The sequence below is a fragment of the Paracoccus aeridis genome, assembly GCF_004923205.2.
Taxonomy (GTDB): Bacteria; Pseudomonadota; Alphaproteobacteria; order Rhodobacterales; family Rhodobacteraceae; genus Paracoccus; species Paracoccus aeridis.
Genome location: NZ_SELD02000043.1, coordinates 1 through 15,552 on the forward strand (window position 1 = coordinate 1; position 15,552 = coordinate 15,552).

Consider the following 15,552-nt stretch of genomic DNA (forward strand, 5'->3'; position numbering starts at 1 on the left):
GCGACGGAGGCACGCGGGCGGCTGGCGGAACGCCAGGCCGCCGCCGCTGCGGCGCTGGCCCGGCAGCAGGCCGAAGCCGCCGCCGCAGCGGCCGCGGCCGAGGCCGAAGCGGCACGGCAGGCCGCAGCCGAAGCGGCGCGGGCCGAGGCCGAGCGCCAGGCCGCCGCCGCCGCGCAAGCTGCCGTCGAGGCCGAGCGCCGGGCCGAACAGGACCGCCTTGCCGCCGAAGCCGCCGCCCGCCAGCAGGCCGAGGCGGCCGCCGCGCAGGCCCGCGCCGACGAGGAAGCGCGCGAGGCCGAAGCCCGGGCGCAGGCCGAGGCCGAGGAAGCGGAACGGATCGCCGCCGCCGAGCGCGCCGAGGAAGCGGAACGGATCGCCGAGGCCGAGCGCATCGCCGAAGCGGAGCGCATTGCCGAAGCGGAGCGCCTTGCCGAGGAACAGCGCGCAGCCGAGGAACAGCGCGCAGCCGAGGAAGCGCAGGCGCGCGAGGCCGAGGCCGCCGCCCGCGAACAGGCCCGCGTCGAGGCCGAGCGCCGCGCCGTCGAGGAAGCCGCCCGCGAGGAAGCCGAGCGTCAGGCCGCCGAGGAGGAACGCCTGGCCGCCGAGGCCGCCGCCGAGGAGCAGGCCCGCGCCGACGAACTCGCCGCCCGCGCCGAGGCAGAGGCGGAGGCGCGGCGGCAGGCCGAAAGCGAGATCCCGTCCCCCGTCGATGACGCGCTCAGCGCGGCGCTGGCCGATACGCTGAACGAGGATATCCCCCCCGAGGGCGCGGGCGCCGAGGGCGGCGGCGGGCGGGCCGAGACCGGGCCGCCGCTGACGCAGGGCGAACGCGACGGGCTTCGCGTCGCGATCCAGGACTGCTGGAACGCGGGCGCGCTGTCGCGCGAGGCGGCGCAGGTGCGGGTCACGATCGGGTTCTCGATGACGCCCGACGGGCTGCCGCGCGAAGGCTCGGTCGAGCTTCTGGAATCCGAGGGCGGGTCCGAGCAGGCCGTGCAGCAGGCGTTCGAGGTCGCGCGCCGCGCGATCATCCGCTGCGGCTTCCAGAAGGACGGCTACGACCTGCCTTCGGACAAGTACGAGCGCTGGCGCGACGTGGTCGTGGATTTCACGGCCAGCGGCAGCGGCGTCAACCTTCGCTGAGCCGTCATGGTAAGTGCTGACCGCGTGGGATATGGTCCCCGCGAACCCGGAAGGACCAACGAACAGATGTGCCGCCCCTTGCTGATCGCCCTTTTCGCCGCCGCGACGTTCGGCGTCGCGGCCCCGCTTCCGGCGCTTGCGCAGGAAGATACCGGGCCGCTCAGGATCGAGATCACCGAAGGCGTGGTCGAGCCAATGCCGATCGCGGTGGCGCCGTTCTTCGACGCGGGCGGCGGGGCCGGCATGGTGGCGCGGGTGCAGCAGGTGCTGACCGACGACCTGACCGGCACGGGCCTGTTCCGCACCATCGCGGACCAGGCGCAGATCGCACCCCCCGACAGCTTCGACGCGCCGATCGCCTACGAGGACTGGCGCGCCGTCAACGCCGAGGCGCTGGTCACCGGCGCGGTGTCGGTCGCGGGCGACGTGGTCACGGTGAGATTCCGGCTCTACGACGTGTTCTCAGGCCAGGCGCTGGGCGACGGGATGCAGTTCGACGCCCCCGTGGACGGCTGGCGCCGGGCCGCGCACAAGGCCGCCGACCAGGTCTATTCGCGCCTGACCGGCGAAGCGCCCTACTTCGACAGCCGGGTGGTGTTCGTGAACGAGACCGGGCCCAAGGACGCGCGGCTCAAGCGCATCGGGATCATGGATTTCGACGGCGCGAACCAGATGTGGCTGACCGACGACACGACGCTGGTCCTGTCGCCGAAGCTGTCGCGGGACGGCAAGCGGCTGCTCTACACCTCGTACGAGACGGGCTTCCCGCGCTTGATGGCGATGGACATCGAGACGATGGCCGAGGTCGAGGTGCCGACCGACCCGCAGACGATGACCTTCGGGCCGCGCTTCTCGCCCGACGGGCGCTGGATCATCTTCTCGCGCGAGCAGGGCGGCAACACCGACATCTGGCAGATGGACCCGTCCAGCGGCGCTGCACGCCCGCTGATCGAGGGGCCGTTCATCGACACCGCGCCCAGCTACAGCCCCGACGGCACCCGGATCGTGTTCGAAAGCGACCGCTCGGGCAGCCCGCAGCTTTACGTCGTGTCGGCCGACGGCACCGGCGAGCCGCTGCGGATCAGCTTCGGCCAGGGCCGCTACGGGGCGCCCGCATGGTCGCCCATCGGCGACCTGATCGCCTTCACCCGCCAGGACGGCGACCGCTTCCACATCGGCGTGTTCCGCCCCGACGGGTCCGAGGAAAAAACCCTGACGGAATCGTTCCTTGACGAAGGCCCGACCTGGGCCCCCAATGGGCGCGTGGTGATGTTCACCCGGCAGACGCCGGGGGGCGACGGGGTGGCCCGGCTGCATTCGGTGGACGTGACCGGGCGCAACATGCGCCCCGTGACGATCGAGGGCGCCGCGTCCGATCCCGACTGGGGACCGCTTCTGCCGTGACGAGGATGGCTGCAATGACGACGATCTGGAAGTCCCGGACGAAACCCGCGGCATGGCTGGCCCCTGTGCTGGCCCTTGTGCTGGCGCTGTCGGCCTGCGCCGCCCCGCCGCCGCCGCCGCTGGTGGTCGATCCCTATGCCGGCGCGCCGGGCGGGGGGGCGGTCTATACCGGGCCGGTCCCCGCCGGGTCGCTGAACGGCACGGCCGAGTACTTCCGCACCAACGTGGGCGACACGGTGCTGTTCGACCGCGACCAGACGACGCTCAATGACGGCGCCCGCACCGTGCTCGCGCGGCAGGCCGAGTGGCTGCAGCAGAACGGCAGCTTCTCGACCGTGATCCAGGGCCACTCGGACGAGCAGGGCACGCGCGAGTTCAACCTCGCCCTCGGCGCCCGCCGTGCCGGGGCGGTGCAGGAATACCTGATCGCGCGCGGGGTCGGCGCGAACCGCATCCGCACGGTCAGCTTCGGCAAGGAACGCCCCGCCGCGACCTGCTCGGACGAATCGTGCTTCGCCCAGAACCGCCGGGCGGTCACGGTCGTGCAACCGGGCGCCGGGACGTGATCCTGCCCGGGCTGCGCGGCGCGGTTGCCGGGCTGGGGCTTGCTGCCCTTCCGCTCGCCGTCCTTCCGCTCGCCGTCCTGCCGCTGGGGGCGGCGGCGCAGGAGCCGGTCGCGGGCGCGCCTGCGACGGCGGGCCCGCCTGAAGCGATGCCTGCCGACCCCACGCCTGCCGACCCCACGCTTGCCGACATGCGCGCCACGCTCGACCAGCTTGCCGCCGACCTGCAATCGCTGCGGGCCGAGCTTCGCGCCGGCGGTGCGCCCGCGTTCAAGGCGGCCGGAGGCGACAGCGCCATCGACCGGATGAACGCGATCGAGGTCGAGATCGCCCGTCTCAACGCCGTGACCGAGAAGCTGGGCAACCGCATCAACCGGATCGTCGCGGACGGCACCAACAGGCTGGGCGACGTCGAGTTCAGGCTGTGCGAGCTGACCGAGGGCTGCGATCTGGGCGCGCTGACGACGGCCCAGCCCCTGGGCGGGCTGCCGCTGGTCGGGCTCGAGCCCGAGGTGGCGGCGGCCGGCGGCGAGGTGTCGCGGAACGCGGATGCCGCCCCCGGCGGCGCGGCCACCGCGCAGGAGCGGGCCGAGTTCGACCGCGCCGCCGAGACGCTGCGGTCGGGCGATGCGGCGGGCGCGGCCGAGCAGTTCGCCGCCTTTGCCGCGACCCACGCGGGCGGGCCGCTCGCCATCGAGGCGACGTGGCTGCGCGGGACGGCGCTGGACGCGGCAGGTGACGCAGGCGGCGCGGCCGAGGCCTGGCTCGCGGTGTTCTCGTCCGACCCGAACGGCGCCCGCTCGGCAGACGCGCTGCTGGGGCTCGGGCGGCTTGCCGCGGACGCTGGCCGGACCGAGCAGGCCTGCAACTTCCTGGGCGAGGTCGCGGCCCGGTTCGCCGGAACCCCGTCCGCGCAGGCTGCCGAGACCCGGCGGGCGGACCTGGCCTGCCAGACTGCCGCGGCGACGTCCGGGCTGGGCGCGGCAGACCCCGCGGCAGACGCAGGACTCGACGCGGGGCTCGACCCCGATCCCGCCGCCGCATCCGCTGACGCGGATGGCGGCTGAGCCGCCGGGCGACCGCCTGCATGGGACGCCGGCCGGGCCCGAGGCTTCCGTTCACGCGGCGCTGGACCGGCTGGCCGCGTCCTGCCCCAGCCTCGGCATCGCGCTGTCGGGCGGCGGCGATTCCACCGCCCTTCTGCACATCGCCCGCGACTGGTCCGGCTGCCGCGGCGTCCCCCTGCGCGCCGCCACCGTGGACCACGGGCTGCGCGACGCCTCTGCCGCCGAAGCGCGGGCGGCGGGCGATGCGGCGCGAGCGTTGGGGATCCCGCACGACATCCTGCGCTGGGACGGGCCCCGGCCCGGCAACCTGATGGCGCAGGCGCGCGACGCGCGGCTGGCGCTGCTGGCAGGGTGGGCCGCGGGCCACGGGGTCGCGGCCGTCGCCCTGGGGCACACCCGCGACGACCAGGCCGAGACGGTGCTGATGCGGGTGATGCGCGGGTCGGGGGTGGACGGCCTGTCCGGGATGAGCGCCGCGCGGCGCGCGCACGGCATCCTGTGGCTGCGGCCGATGCTCGACGTCGGCCGGGCCGAACTGCGCGACGTCCTGCGGGCCCGAGGGGCCGCGTGGATCGACGATCCCAGCAACGACAACGCCGACTTCGACCGGGTCCGGGTGCGGCAGGCGATGGCGGCGCTGAACCTCGACGCCGCCGCGCTGGCGCGGACGGCGGCCGACCTGCGCATGGCGCGCGAGGCGCTGGACCACGCGGCGCTGCAGGCCGCCCGGGGCTTCAGCGCCGACCGCGGCACATTGACGCTGCCGCTCGGGCCGCTGCTGGATGCTTCGCCCGAGATCCGCCGCCGCCTTGTCGCGGCCGCGCTTCGCTGGGTGAACGGCGCCGATTATCCCCCGCGCCGCGACGGGCTGGCGCACCTGCTGGAAAGCGTGGCGCAGGGCCGCAGGGCGACGCTGGACGGGGTGATCGCGCGCCCCGGCGGCGGCACGCTCCGCCTGATCCGTGAACCCGCGGCCGCCTGCCGCGCCGATCCGGCTACGGGCGACCCCGCCATCTGGGACCGCCGCTGGCGCGTCACCGGCCTGCCGCCCGGCGCCATCGTGGCCGCGCTGCCGCCGGACGCGCTGCCCGGCTTCGACCGCCGGGCCGCCGGACTGTCATACGACGAAGCCGCTTCCACCCCGGGCGTCCGCCTGCCGGACGGAAGCTGGCTTGCCCCGGCCGTCGCCCCCGTTGCCGGCATCGCGGCTGCGCCATTGCGCGCCGATGCCGCGCTTCTGTCGCTCCTGTCGCATTGATACCGACCCCCTCAGACCCTATTTTGTCCCCAAAGCTCTAATCCCCGCGGAGGACATGCCCTTGGGCAACGCGCGCAACATCGCCTTCTGGGTGGTCCTGTTCCTGATGATCCTGGCGCTGTTCAACGCGTTCGGCGGGAACTCGGCCCAGCTCAACAGCCGGCAGATCAGCTATTCCGATTTCATCAGCCGGGTGGAAAACGGCGACGTCACCTCGGTCACCATCGACGGCGAGCAGGTCGGCATCACCGCCCGCGACGGCCGCCAGTACACGACCGTCCGCCCGCAGGGCGAGGAGATCGCTGACCGCCTGATCGCCCGCGACGTCGAGGTCAAGGTCGAGCGCCAGCAGCAGTCGGGCTTCATGTCGATCCTCGGCGTGTGGCTGCCCTTCATCCTGCTGATCGGCGTCTGGATCTTCATGATGAACCGGATGCAGGGCGGCGGAAAGGGCGGCGCCATGGGCTTCGGCAAGTCCAAGGCCAAGCTGCTGACCGAAAAGCACGGACGCGTCACCTTCGACGACGTGGCGGGCATCGACGAGGCGAAGGAGGAGCTCGAGGAGATCGTCGAGTTCCTGCGCAACCCGCAGAAGTTCTCGCGCCTCGGCGGCAAGATTCCGAAAGGCGCGCTGCTGGTCGGCCCGCCCGGCACCGGGAAGACCCTGCTGGCCCGTGCCATCGCGGGCGAGGCGGGGGTGCCGTTCTTCACCATCTCGGGCTCCGATTTCGTCGAGATGTTCGTGGGCGTCGGCGCGTCCCGTGTCCGCGACATGTTCGAGCAGGCCAAGAAATCCGCCCCCTGCATCGTCTTCATCGACGAGATCGACGCGGTGGGCCGCGCCCGCGGCGTCGGCATCGGCGGCGGCAATGACGAGCGCGAGCAGACGCTGAACCAGCTTCTGGTCGAGATGGACGGGTTCGAGGCGAACGAGGGCATCATCATCATCGCCGCCACGAACCGCAAGGACGTGCTGGACCCGGCGCTTCTGCGCCCCGGCCGCTTCGACCGGCAGATCCACGTGCCCAACCCCGACATCAAGGGCCGCGAAAAGATCCTGAACGTCCACGCCCGCAAGGTGCCGCAGGGCCCCGACGTGGACCTGCGGATCATCGCCCGCGGCACCCCCGGCTTTTCGGGCGCCGACCTGATGAACCTTGTCAACGAGGCCGCGCTGATGGCCGCGCGCATCGGCCGCCGCTTCGTCACGATGGAGGACTTCGAGAACGCCAAGGACAAGGTGATGCTGGGCGTGGAACGCCGCAGCATGGTCCTGACGCCCGAGCAGAAGGAAAAGACCGCTTATCACGAGGCGGGCCACGCGGTCGTGGGCCTCAGCCTGCCCAAGTGCGACCCGGTCTACAAGGCGACGATCATCCCGCGCGGCGGCGCGCTGGGGATGGTGGTGTCGCTGCCCGAGGTGGACCGGCTCAACTTCCACAAGGACGAGGCCAAGCAGAAGATCGCCATGACGATGGCCGGCAAGGCCGCCGAGATCATCAAGTACGGCGAGGAGGGCGTGTCGAACGGCCCTGCCGGCGACATCCAGCAGGCGTCGGCCCTGGCCCGCGCGATGGTGATGCGCTGGGGCATGTCCGACAAGGTCGGCGCGGTCGACTACGCCGAGGCGCACGAGGGCTACCAGGGCAACACCGGCGGCTTCTCGGTCAGCGCGCATACCAAGGAGCTGATCGAGGAAGAGGTCCGCACCCTGATCGAGGAAGGCTACGACCTCGCCCGCTCGATCCTGATCGAGAAGTCCGAGCAGTTCGAGCGCCTCGCGCAGGGCCTTCTGGAATACGAGACCCTCACGGGCGACGAGATCGGCAAGATCCTGCGCGGCGACAAGCTGGGCGGCGACGACGACACGCCCCCGTCGGCGATCCCGGTGGTGCAGTCGACCCCGCGCGTGACCCCGCCCAAGGGCGAACCCGCCCCGGTGCCGACGGCCTGACGGGCCGCCCCCGCGACGATACCTTGCCCCCGGCCCTCGCGGTCGGGGGTTTCCTTTTGCCGTGCGCGGGGCCGGGGGTTGCGCGCAGGCCGCCTGCGGGGCATTCAACGTGCCATGACCGACACCGATCTTTCGCACATCGCCGACATGCCCGCGCTTCGCGCCGCGATCGACGATCTTGACCGGAAGCTGGCGCGGATGCTGGCGGAACGCACCCGCCTGATCGCCCGCGCGGCCGAGATCAAGGCCGGCATCGGCCTGCCCGCCCGGATCGACGCGCGGGTCGAGGAGGTCGCCGCAAATGCCCGCGCCAACGCCGCCGAGGCAGGCTGTGACCCGGATCTCGCCGAGGCGCTGTGGCGGCTGATGATGGAACATTTCATCGCACAGGAAGCCCGCGCGCTGGGGGAAGACGATGACCGCTGACCTGATCGACGGCAAGGCCTTCGCCGCGGACCTGCGCGCGCGCATCGCGGCACAGGTCGCGGCAATGAAGGCCGATCACGGCGTGACTCCGGGCCTTGCGGTGGTGCTGGTGGGCGACGACCCGGCCTCGGCCGTCTATGTCCGCTCGAAGGGCCGGGCGGTGGACGAGGCGGGCATGAACGGCTGGCAGCACCGGCTGCCGGCGGACGCGTCGCAGCAGGACCTGCTGGACCTGATCGACACGCTGAACGCGGACGACGCCGTGAACGGGATCCTCGTCCAGCTGCCGCTGCCGGGGCACATGGACGACGCCGCGGTCATCAACGCGATCGCGCCGGAAAAGGACGTCGACGGCTTCACGGTCCTGAACGCCGGGCGGCTCGCCGTCGGGCAGACGGCGATGGTGCCCTGCACGCCGCTCGGCTGCGTGATGCTGCTGCGCGACCGGCTCGGGTCGCTTGCGGGCAAGCACGCGCTGGTGGTCGGACGGTCGAACATCGTCGGCAAGCCGATGGCGCAGCTGCTGCTGGCGAACGACGCCACGGTCACGGTGGCGCATTCGCGCACCGCGAACCTGCCCGCGCTGTGCCGCCAGGCCGACATCCTGGTCGCGGCGGTGGGGCGGGCACGCTTCGTCAAGGGCGAGTGGATCAAGCCGGGCGCGACGGTGATCGACGTGGGCATCAACCGGACCGATGACGGCCTTGTCGGCGACGTGGACTTCGACGCGGCGCGCGGGGTCGCGGGCGCGATCACCCCGGTGCCCGGCGGCGTGGGGCCCATGACTATCGCCTGCCTGCTTGCGAACACGCTGACCGCCACCGCCCGCGTGAACGGCCTGCCCGACCCGGACGGGCTGACGCCCTGACCTTCAGGGGTCCACGGGGATCATCGTCCCTTGCAGCATCGCGACGTGCTTGCGGCCCGCCGCCGTCTCGGCCCAGACGTCCGCCGCCACGACCACGATGCGCCGGCCCGCCTTCACGACCCGCCCTTCGGCCACCAGCCGGTCGCCGGTCGCGGGGGACAGGAGGTTGATCTTCATCTCGACCGTCATCACCTCGGACCCGGCCGCCATCACCGACAGCGCCGCATAGCCCGCCGCGCTGTCGCCCAGCGAGAAGGCGAGGCCCGCGTGGCCCGCGCCGTGCTGCTGCAGGACATGGGCGCCGATCGGGGCGGCGATGACGGCGCGGCCCGCGCCCGTCTCGACCATCTCGGCGCCGAGCGTCGCCATCATCGTCTGGCGCGCGAAGCTGTGCCGCAGCCGCGCCGCGACCGCGTCGCCGTCCACCACCGTCGCGTCATCCATCGAACAACCCCGCCTGCGCCGCCTTCGGCTGGTCCAGCCCCAGGTGCCGCCACCCGAGATGCCCCAGCATCCGGCCACGCGGCGTCCGCTGGATCAAGCCCTGTTGCAGCAGGTACGGCTCGATCACCTCCTCGATCGCGTCGCGGCTTTCGGACAGGGCGGCGGACAGCGTCTCCACCCCCACCGGACCGCCGCCATAATGTTCGGCCATCAGCGCGAGATAGCGCCGGTCCGCGCCGTCCAGCCCGAGGTCGTCCACCCCCAGCCGGGTCAGGGCGTTGTCGGCGATCTCGCGCGTCAGCCGGCCGTCGCCTTCCACCAGGGCAAAGTCCACGACCCGGCGCAGCAGCCGCCCGGCGATGCGCGGGGTGCCGCGGGCGCGGCGGGCGATTTCCCGTGTGCCCTGCGGGTCCGCGCGGATCCCCATCAGCCGCGCGCCCCGGGCGACGATCAGGTCAAGTTCCTCGATGGTGTAGAACTGCAGCCGGGTCGGGATGCCGAAGCGGTCGCGCAGCGGCGTCGTCAGCAGGCCGAGCCGCGTCGTCGCGCCGACCAGCGTGAAGGGCTGCAGCTCGATCCGGACGGTGCGGGCGGCTGGTCCCTCGCCGATCACCAGGTCCAGCTCGAAATCCTCCATCGCCGGATACAGGACCTCCTCGACCGCCGGGTTCATGCGGTGGATCTCGTCGATGAAGAGGACGTCGCGCGCCTCGAGGTTGGTCAGGATCGCGGCGAGGTCGCCCGCCCGCGCCAGCACCGGGCCGGAGGTCATGCGGAAGTTCACGCCCAGTTCGCGCGCCATGATCTGCGCCAGCGTGGTCTTGCCCAGGCCCGGCGGGCCGTGGAACAGCGTGTGGTCCATCGCCTGCCCGCGCATCCTCGCGCTGTCGATGAAGACGCGCAGGTTCGCCCGCGCCTCGGCCTGGCCCACGAACTCTTCCAGCCGCTGGGGGCGAAGAGCGCGGTCCTCGGCGTCGCCCGCCACCGGCTCGGGGCGCAGGACGGGGTCGGGGCCCTGGTCGGCAGGGATCATCCGCGGCGGACCGGGGGAACGCCGCTGGCGGAGACCGGGGCGGCGGCCATCGCGGCGAGCCGGTCGATCCGGTCCTGCGTGGGCGGGTGGGTCGCGAACAGCCGGTCGGTCTTCAGCGCCGACAGCGGGTTGATGATGAACATGGCCGCGCTGGCCGGGTTGCGCTCGGCCGGCATGTTCACGGTGCGCCCGGCGGCGTTCGCGATCTTCGCCAGCGCCGAGGCGAGCGCCATAGGCTTGCCGCAGATCTCCGCCCCGTCCCTGTCGGCCGAGAACTCGCGCGTGCGCGAGATCGCCATCTGCACCAGCCCGGCCGCCAGCGGCGCGAGGATCATGGCCAGGATCCCGCCGAGCGCCCCGCCGCGTTCGCGGCTGGCGCTGCTGAACATGGCCATGTTGCCCATCATCGCGATCGCGCCCGCCATCGTGGCGGTCACGGTCATCGTCAGGGTGTCGCGGTTGCGGATATGGGCGAGTTCGTGCGCGATCACGCCCGCGAGTTCGTCCCGCGACAGGATCCGCATCAGCCCCTGCGTGACCGCGACGGCCGAGTTTTCAGGATTGCGGCCGGTGGCGAAGGCGTTCGGCTGCTCGGTCTGGAGGACGTAGACCCTGGGCATCGGCAACCCCGCGTTCCGTGCGAGCTCGCCCACCAGCGCCACGAGGTCGGGCGCACTCGCCGCGTCCACCTCGACCGCGCCCTGCTGGCGCAGCACCGCCTTGTCGCTGTTCCACCACGCCCACAGGTTCCCCGCGCCCGCGAACACCAGCGCGAGGATCGCCCCGCCGCGCCCGCCCAAGAGCATCCCGAGGACCATCAGCAACGCCGTCATGGCGGCCATCAGGACGAAGGTGCGGATGTTTCCCTGCATGTCGTGCTCCTTTCGAACGCTATTCCCGGGGAGCCAGCGCCCGAAGCGCCGCGCGGATCAACGCGGGCGTGGCGGCGTCCGGTTCCGCGGCGGCGGCGCCGGTGACCGCGGCGGCGGCCTCGGACGGGGCGTAGCCGAGGTTGGTCAGCGCCGACAGCGCCTCGGCCGTGGCCTGCGCCGAGGACGGCGAGGCGGGGGCGGCGGCGCGGCGGGCGGGGGTGGGGGCGTCCGCTTCCACCACCGCGGGGGCGGGGTCCAGCGTCACCGTCAGCGCGCCGCCCATGGCGATGATGCCGGGGGCCTTGTCCTTCAGCTCCAGCACGATCCGCTGCGCGAGCTTCGGCCCCACGCCCGGCGCGCGGCGGATCGCGCCCGCGTCGGCCAGCGCGATGGCGCGGCCGGTGCCTTCGGCCCCGAGCGTGCCGAGGATCGCGAGCGACGCCTTCGCGCCCACCCCCTGCACGCTGGTCAGGAGCCTGTGCCACTCCTTCTCCAGCAGCGTGGGGAAGCCGAAAAGCTGCAGCAGGTCCTCGCGCACCAGGAGATCGGTGTACAGCGCCGCGGCCTCGCCCACGGGGGGCAGGGTGGCGGCGGTGCGTTCGCTGACATGGACGAGGTAGCCCACGCCCCGCACGTCGATCAGGACGTGGTCGGGGGCGCGGTGCAGGATCACCCCGGCGACCCGCCCGATCATGCGACCACCTTGATGCGCAGGGTGCGCGACTGCAGGTGCCGGGCGTGGCAGATCGCGATGGCAAGCGCGTCGGCGGCGTCCGGGCCGGCCAGGTCCACGCCGGGCAGCGTCAAGCGGACCATGTGTTCCACCTGCTGCTTCTGCGCGTGGCCCACGCCCACGATCGCCTTCTTGACCGCGTTCGGCGCGTATTCCCCGACCGCGAGCCCCGCCTGCGCGGGCACCAGCAGCGCCACGCCCCGCGCCTGGCCCAGCTTCAGCGTGCCGACGGCGTCCTTGTTGACGAAGGTCTGTTCCACCGCCGCCTGGTCGGGCAGGTGGGCCGCGAAGACCTCGGTCAGGCCGCGATGGAGATCGGCCAGCCGGGCGGCCAATTCGGTGCTGCGCGACCGCACGATCCCGTTCGCGACGTGGCGGACGCGCGACCCGTCCACCTCGATCACGCCCCACCCCATGTTGACCAGTCCGGGGTCGATGCCCAAGACGCGCATGTGCCTGCACCCTCGACTGCTTCTTGTTTTTCCACGGGTTAGCACGAACCGCGAACACCGCCTAGCGCGATTTGCGGCGGGCGTCGCGCGCGGCCCGGCGGGTTGACGCTTCGCGCCGATTCTGGAACAGATTCGCGAAGTCACGAGGTTCCATGTCCCCTGCGCTGATCGCCGCGCTGCCTTTCCTTGGCGCCCTTGTTCCCGGACTGCTGGTGCGGTCGGGCCGCGGCGTCGCGGCCTGCGCCTGCGCGCTGTTCACGCTGACGGCGCTGATCGGGCTGTGCCTGCATGCCCCGGCGGTGCTGGCGGGCGAGGTCGTGGCCGCGCGGATCGACTGGCTGCCGCAGATCGGCCTTGCCGCAAGCTTCCGGCTGGACGGGCTGGGGCTGCTGTTCGGGATCCTGATCCTCGGGATCGGGCTGCTCATCATCCTCTATGCGCGGTTCTATCTTGATCCGCGCGACCCGCCGGGGCGGTTCTTCACCTACCTGATGCTGTTCCAGGGCGCGATGCTGGGGATCGTCCTCAGCGACAACGTCCTGCTGCTGCTGGTGATGTGGGAACTCACCTCGCTGTCGTCGTTCCTGCTCATTGGCTACTGGCGGCACCAGCCCGAGGCGCGGCAGGGCGCGCGCATGGCGCTGGTCGTGACGGGGATGGGGGGGCTGGCGATGATCGCGGGGCTCCTGCTGCTGGGGCAGGTCGCGGGGTCGAACGAGCTTTCGGACATCCTGCTGGCGGGCGAGGCGGTCCGGACCTCGCCCCTCTATGTCCCGGCGCTGGTCCTGATCCTGGTCGGCGCGTTCACCAAGTCGGCGCAGTTCCCGTTCCATTTCTGGCTGCCGCGCGCGATGGCGGCCCCGACGCCGGTCAGCGCCTACCTGCATTCCGCGACCATGGTGAAGGCCGGGATCTTCCTGATGGCGCGGCTGTGGCCGGTGCTGTCGGGGACGCCCGAGTGGTTCTGGATCGTGACCACCGCGGGCCTCGCCACGATGTGCGTCGGCGCGGTCGTGGCGCTGTTCCAGGATGACCTGAAGGGGCTGCTGGCCTATTCGACCGTCAGCCATCTCGGCCTCATCACCATGCTGCTGGGGTTCGGAACGCAGGCCGCGGCGGTCGCGGCCATGTTCCACATCGTGGCGCATGCGACGTTCAAGGCGGCGTTGTTCATGGCCACCGGGATCGTGGACCATGCCGCGCACACGCGGTCGATCCGCCGCCTGTCGGGGCTCGGCGCGCTGATGCCGCTGACATTCGTGATCGCGGCGGTCGCGTCGCTGTCGATGGCGGGGATCCCGCCGCTCGGCGGCTTCATCTCGAAGGAGCTGATGCTGGAGCAGGCCGCGCACACCCGCTGGCTGGGCGGGCCGGACGTTCTGGGCTGGATCGTCGTGGCGGCGACGATGTTCTCGGTCGCGTATTCGCTGCGCTACGTCTTCCACGTGTTCACGGGCCGGGTCGAGACGGGCTATCCGGCCCGTCCGCACGATCCCGGCATGGGGCTGTGGCTTGCGCCCGCGCTGCTGGTGGCGCTGACGGTCCTGATCGGGGCCGCGCCCGACGCGTCTGCGGGCTGGCTTGTCGCGGCGGCCGCGTCGGCGGTCACGGGGGCCGCGCAGCATCCGCATTTCAGCGTCTGGCACGGGGTCACGCCGGCGCTGGCGATGTCGGGGGTGGCGGTCGCGGGCGGGGTGGCGCTGCTGCTTCTCTGGCGGGTCGCCGACCGGGTCCGGGCGGCGCTGCCCGCGCCCGATGCCGGCCGCTGGCACGAGGCCGCGGTCTGGACCGCGACGCGGTGGTCGCGCGGGATCGCCGACGGGCTGACCAACGGGTCGATGTCGCGGGGGCTCGGCGCGATCGTCGCCGTGATCGTGGCGGCGGGGATCGCCGCCTGGGCGACCGGGGCCGCGCCCGCCTTCAGCCGCCCGATGCTGCCGGTGACGGCCATCGCGCTGATCGGCTGGGTCATGCTCGTCACCGCCACCGGCTGCATGGTGTTCTATCACCGCAGCCGCCTGCTGGCGCTGGTGCTGGTCGGGATCGCCGGGCTGATCGTGTCGGCGGCCTTCGTCTACCTGTCCGCCCCCGACCTCGCCCTGACGCAGATCAGCGTCGAGGTGGTGACGGTCGTGGTCCTGCTGCTGGCGCTGAACTTCCTGCCGAAGGTGACGCCGGTCGAATCCACCGCGCCGCGCCGGGCGCTGCACGGGCTGGTCGCGGTGGCGGCGGGCGGGGCGTTCGGCGCGCTCGCCTATGTCATCATGAGGACCGGGCCGGCGTTCCCCAGCATCGCCGACTACATGGTCCGCAACAGCTACAAGCTGGGTGGCGGCAACAACGTGGTGAACGTGATCCTCGTCGATTTCCGCGGCTACGACACCTTCGGAGAGATCACCGTCCTCGGCATCGCGGCCGTCGCGATCTTCGCGCTGACGCAGACGCTGGTCGGCGGCGCGACCGGGCAGAAGCTGCGCGACCTGTTCGGCGACCGCGCGCGCGCGGGCGACCGGCATCCGCTGCCGCTGGTGGTGGTGACGCGCATCCTGCTGCCGCTGGTGCTGGTGGTCGCGGTCTACATCTTCCTGCGCGGCCACAACGCGCCGGGGGGCGGCTTCGTCGCCGGGCTTCTGGTGTCGATCGCGCTGGTGATGCAGTACATGGCGTCGGGCTTCGGCTGGGCCGAGGGGCGCCGCTCGATCCCCTATCACGGGCTGATCGGGCTGGGGGTGCTGGCGGCCGGGATCACCGGCGCCGGCGCGTGGCTTGCGGGGCGGCCGTTCCTGACCTCTGCCTATGGCTACTTCAAGCTGCCGGGCCTCGAGGAATTCGAGCTCGCGACCGCCATGGGCTTCGACCTCGGCGTGTTCCTGTGCGTCGTGGGCGCGGTGATGCTGATGCTGCAGTCGCTGTCGCGGATCGCACGGCGGGCGGGCGAGACGGACGACACGTCGTCGAACCTCGACCCTGCCGGGGGGAGGCGCTGATGGAACTGCTCGTCGCATCCGCAATCGGGATCCTGACCGCGGCGGCGGTCTACCTGATCCTACGCCGCCGCAGCTTCGCGGTCGTCCTCGGCATGACCATGCTGAGCTATGCCATCAACCTGTTCCTGTTCAGCACCGGCAGGCTGGTCCGGGGCGCGCCCCCTGTCCTGAGCGACGGGGCCCCCGCCTATACCGACCCGCTGCCGCAGGCGCTGGTTCTGACGGCGATCGTGATCGGCTTCGGGATGACGGCGGTGGTGGTGATGATGGCGCTCGGCGCCTTTGTCGAGGGCGGGGACGACCGGATCGACATGCCGTCGCGTGATGCGGGCGGCGCGGGCGAATGAT

General features: G+C 72.4%; 15 protein-coding genes. 10 read left to right on the forward strand and 5 right to left on the reverse strand.

Going from position 1 to position 15,552, the window contains the following annotated elements; genetic code table 11:
- The 8 genes from tolA to folD all read left to right on the forward strand — a co-directional run.
- Positions 1-1,143, forward strand: a 1,143-nt coding sequence (gene tolA, locus ELI80_RS16080) for a cell envelope integrity protein TolA (protein WP_161596473.1), incomplete at its 5' end; no start/stop codon positions are given.
- Between the two features lie 66 nt (positions 1,144-1,209).
- Entirely contained in the window at positions 1,210-2,547 is a 1,338-nt protein-coding gene (gene tolB / locus ELI80_RS12555; RefSeq protein ID WP_136652274.1) for a Tol-Pal system beta propeller repeat protein TolB, read from the forward strand.
- A 14-nt stretch (positions 2,548-2,561) separates the two neighbouring features.
- Complete coding sequence (gene pal, locus ELI80_RS12560; protein WP_136652275.1) at positions 2,562-3,113, forward strand: peptidoglycan-associated lipoprotein Pal; 552 nt, start codon at positions 2,562-2,564, stop codon at positions 3,111-3,113.
- On the forward strand, positions 3,110-4,177 hold the full coding sequence (locus ELI80_RS12565) for a tol-pal system YbgF family protein (protein ID WP_136652276.1): 1,068 nt from the start codon (positions 3,110-3,112) through the stop codon (positions 4,175-4,177). Before pal ends, ELI80_RS12565 begins: the two co-directional genes overlap by 4 nt.
- The gene (gene tilS, locus ELI80_RS12570) at positions 4,167-5,435 is read left to right on the forward strand and encodes a tRNA lysidine(34) synthetase TilS (RefSeq protein WP_136652277.1); all 1,269 of its coding nucleotides are present in this window, start codon (positions 4,167-4,169) and stop codon (positions 5,433-5,435) included. The genes ELI80_RS12565 and tilS overlap by 11 nt, the downstream gene beginning before the upstream one ends.
- 61 nt (positions 5,436-5,496) lie before the next feature.
- Entirely contained in the window at positions 5,497-7,389 is a 1,893-nt protein-coding gene (gene ftsH / locus ELI80_RS12575) for an ATP-dependent zinc metalloprotease FtsH (protein WP_136652348.1), read from the forward strand.
- 114 nt (positions 7,390-7,503) lie between these two features.
- Positions 7,504-7,815 carry a chorismate mutase gene (locus ELI80_RS12580; RefSeq protein ID WP_136652278.1) on the forward strand — a complete coding sequence of 104 codons (312 nt, stop codon included), beginning with the start codon at positions 7,504-7,506 and terminating at the stop codon, positions 7,813-7,815.
- A complete protein-coding gene (folD, locus tag ELI80_RS12585) occupies positions 7,805-8,683 on the forward strand; it encodes a bifunctional methylenetetrahydrofolate dehydrogenase/methenyltetrahydrofolate cyclohydrolase FolD (RefSeq protein WP_136652279.1) in 879 nt (292 codons plus the stop codon). The genes ELI80_RS12580 and folD overlap by 11 nt, the downstream gene beginning before the upstream one ends.
- Positions 8,684-8,686: 3 nt before the next feature.
- Here folD and ELI80_RS12590 read toward each other — a convergent pair whose 3' ends face one another.
- The 5 genes from ELI80_RS12590 to ruvC are packed head-to-tail and all read right to left on the reverse strand — an operon-like array spanning position 8,687 to position 12,217.
- Positions 8,687-9,127 (reverse strand): PaaI family thioesterase, encoded by a 441-nt coding sequence (locus tag ELI80_RS12590; RefSeq protein WP_136652280.1) that lies wholly within the window; start codon positions 9,125-9,127, stop codon positions 8,687-8,689.
- On the reverse strand, positions 9,120-10,160 hold the full coding sequence (gene ruvB / locus ELI80_RS12595; protein ID WP_201740631.1) for a Holliday junction branch migration DNA helicase RuvB: 1,041 nt from the start codon (positions 10,158-10,160) through the stop codon (positions 9,120-9,122). The genes ELI80_RS12590 and ruvB overlap by 8 nt, the downstream gene beginning before the upstream one ends.
- Positions 10,157-11,032: a M48 family metalloprotease gene (locus tag ELI80_RS12600; protein WP_136652281.1), complete on the reverse strand. Its 876-nt coding sequence runs from the start codon at positions 11,030-11,032 to the stop codon at positions 10,157-10,159. Before ELI80_RS12600 ends, ruvB begins: the two co-directional genes overlap by 4 nt.
- A 19-nt stretch (positions 11,033-11,051) precedes the next feature.
- On the reverse strand, positions 11,052-11,726 hold the full coding sequence (gene ruvA, locus ELI80_RS12605; protein ID WP_136652282.1) for a Holliday junction branch migration protein RuvA: 675 nt from the start codon (positions 11,724-11,726) through the stop codon (positions 11,052-11,054).
- On the reverse strand, positions 11,723-12,217 hold the full coding sequence (ruvC, locus tag ELI80_RS12610) for a crossover junction endodeoxyribonuclease RuvC (protein WP_136652283.1): 495 nt from the start codon (positions 12,215-12,217) through the stop codon (positions 11,723-11,725). Before ruvC ends, ruvA begins: the two co-directional genes overlap by 4 nt.
- Positions 12,218-12,369: 152 nt before the next feature.
- Here ruvC and ELI80_RS12615 point away from each other — a divergent pair, with 152 nt between their 5' ends.
- Positions 12,370-15,204, forward strand: coding sequence for a monovalent cation/H+ antiporter subunit A (locus tag ELI80_RS12615; RefSeq protein WP_136652284.1), 2,835 nt, complete (start codon positions 12,370-12,372; stop codon positions 15,202-15,204).
- Positions 15,204-15,551: a Na+/H+ antiporter subunit C gene (locus ELI80_RS12620; RefSeq protein ID WP_136652285.1), complete on the forward strand. Its 348-nt coding sequence runs from the start codon at positions 15,204-15,206 to the stop codon at positions 15,549-15,551. The genes ELI80_RS12615 and ELI80_RS12620 overlap by 1 nt, the downstream gene beginning before the upstream one ends.
- Position 15,552: the final 1 nt, after the last annotated feature.

What these genes read in the sequence shown, in the direction of transcription:
- ELI80_RS12600 (WP_136652281.1), bottom strand. Translation starts at nt 11,032, where the DNA reads ATGCAGGGAAACATCCGCACCTTCGTCCTGATGGCCGCCATGACGGCG.
- ELI80_RS12615 (WP_136652284.1), top strand. Translation starts at nt 12,370, where the DNA reads ATGTCCCCTGCGCTGATCGCCGCGCTGCCTTTCCTTGGCGCCCTTGTT.
- ruvA (WP_136652282.1), bottom strand. Translation starts at nt 11,726, where the DNA reads ATGATCGGGCGGGTCGCCGGGGTGATCCTGCACCGCGCCCCCGACCAC.
- ruvC (WP_136652283.1), bottom strand. Translation starts at nt 12,217, where the DNA reads ATGCGCGTCTTGGGCATCGACCCCGGACTGGTCAACATGGGGTGGGGC.
- pal (WP_136652275.1), top strand. Translation starts at nt 2,562, where the DNA reads ATGACGACGATCTGGAAGTCCCGGACGAAACCCGCGGCATGGCTGGCC.
- ELI80_RS12620 (WP_136652285.1), top strand. Translation starts at nt 15,204, where the DNA reads ATGGAACTGCTCGTCGCATCCGCAATCGGGATCCTGACCGCGGCGGCG.
- ruvB (WP_201740631.1), bottom strand. Translation starts at nt 10,160, where the DNA reads ATGATCCCTGCCGACCAGGGCCCCGACCCCGTCCTGCGCCCCGAGCCG.
- tolB (WP_136652274.1), top strand. Translation starts at nt 1,210, where the DNA reads ATGTGCCGCCCCTTGCTGATCGCCCTTTTCGCCGCCGCGACGTTCGGC.
- tilS (WP_136652277.1), top strand. Translation starts at nt 4,167, where the DNA reads ATGGCGGCTGAGCCGCCGGGCGACCGCCTGCATGGGACGCCGGCCGGG.
- ELI80_RS12580 (WP_136652278.1), top strand. Translation starts at nt 7,504, where the DNA reads ATGACCGACACCGATCTTTCGCACATCGCCGACATGCCCGCGCTTCGC.
- ELI80_RS12590 (WP_136652280.1), bottom strand. Translation starts at nt 9,127, where the DNA reads ATGGATGACGCGACGGTGGTGGACGGCGACGCGGTCGCGGCGCGGCTG.
- folD (WP_136652279.1), top strand. Translation starts at nt 7,805, where the DNA reads ATGACCGCTGACCTGATCGACGGCAAGGCCTTCGCCGCGGACCTGCGC.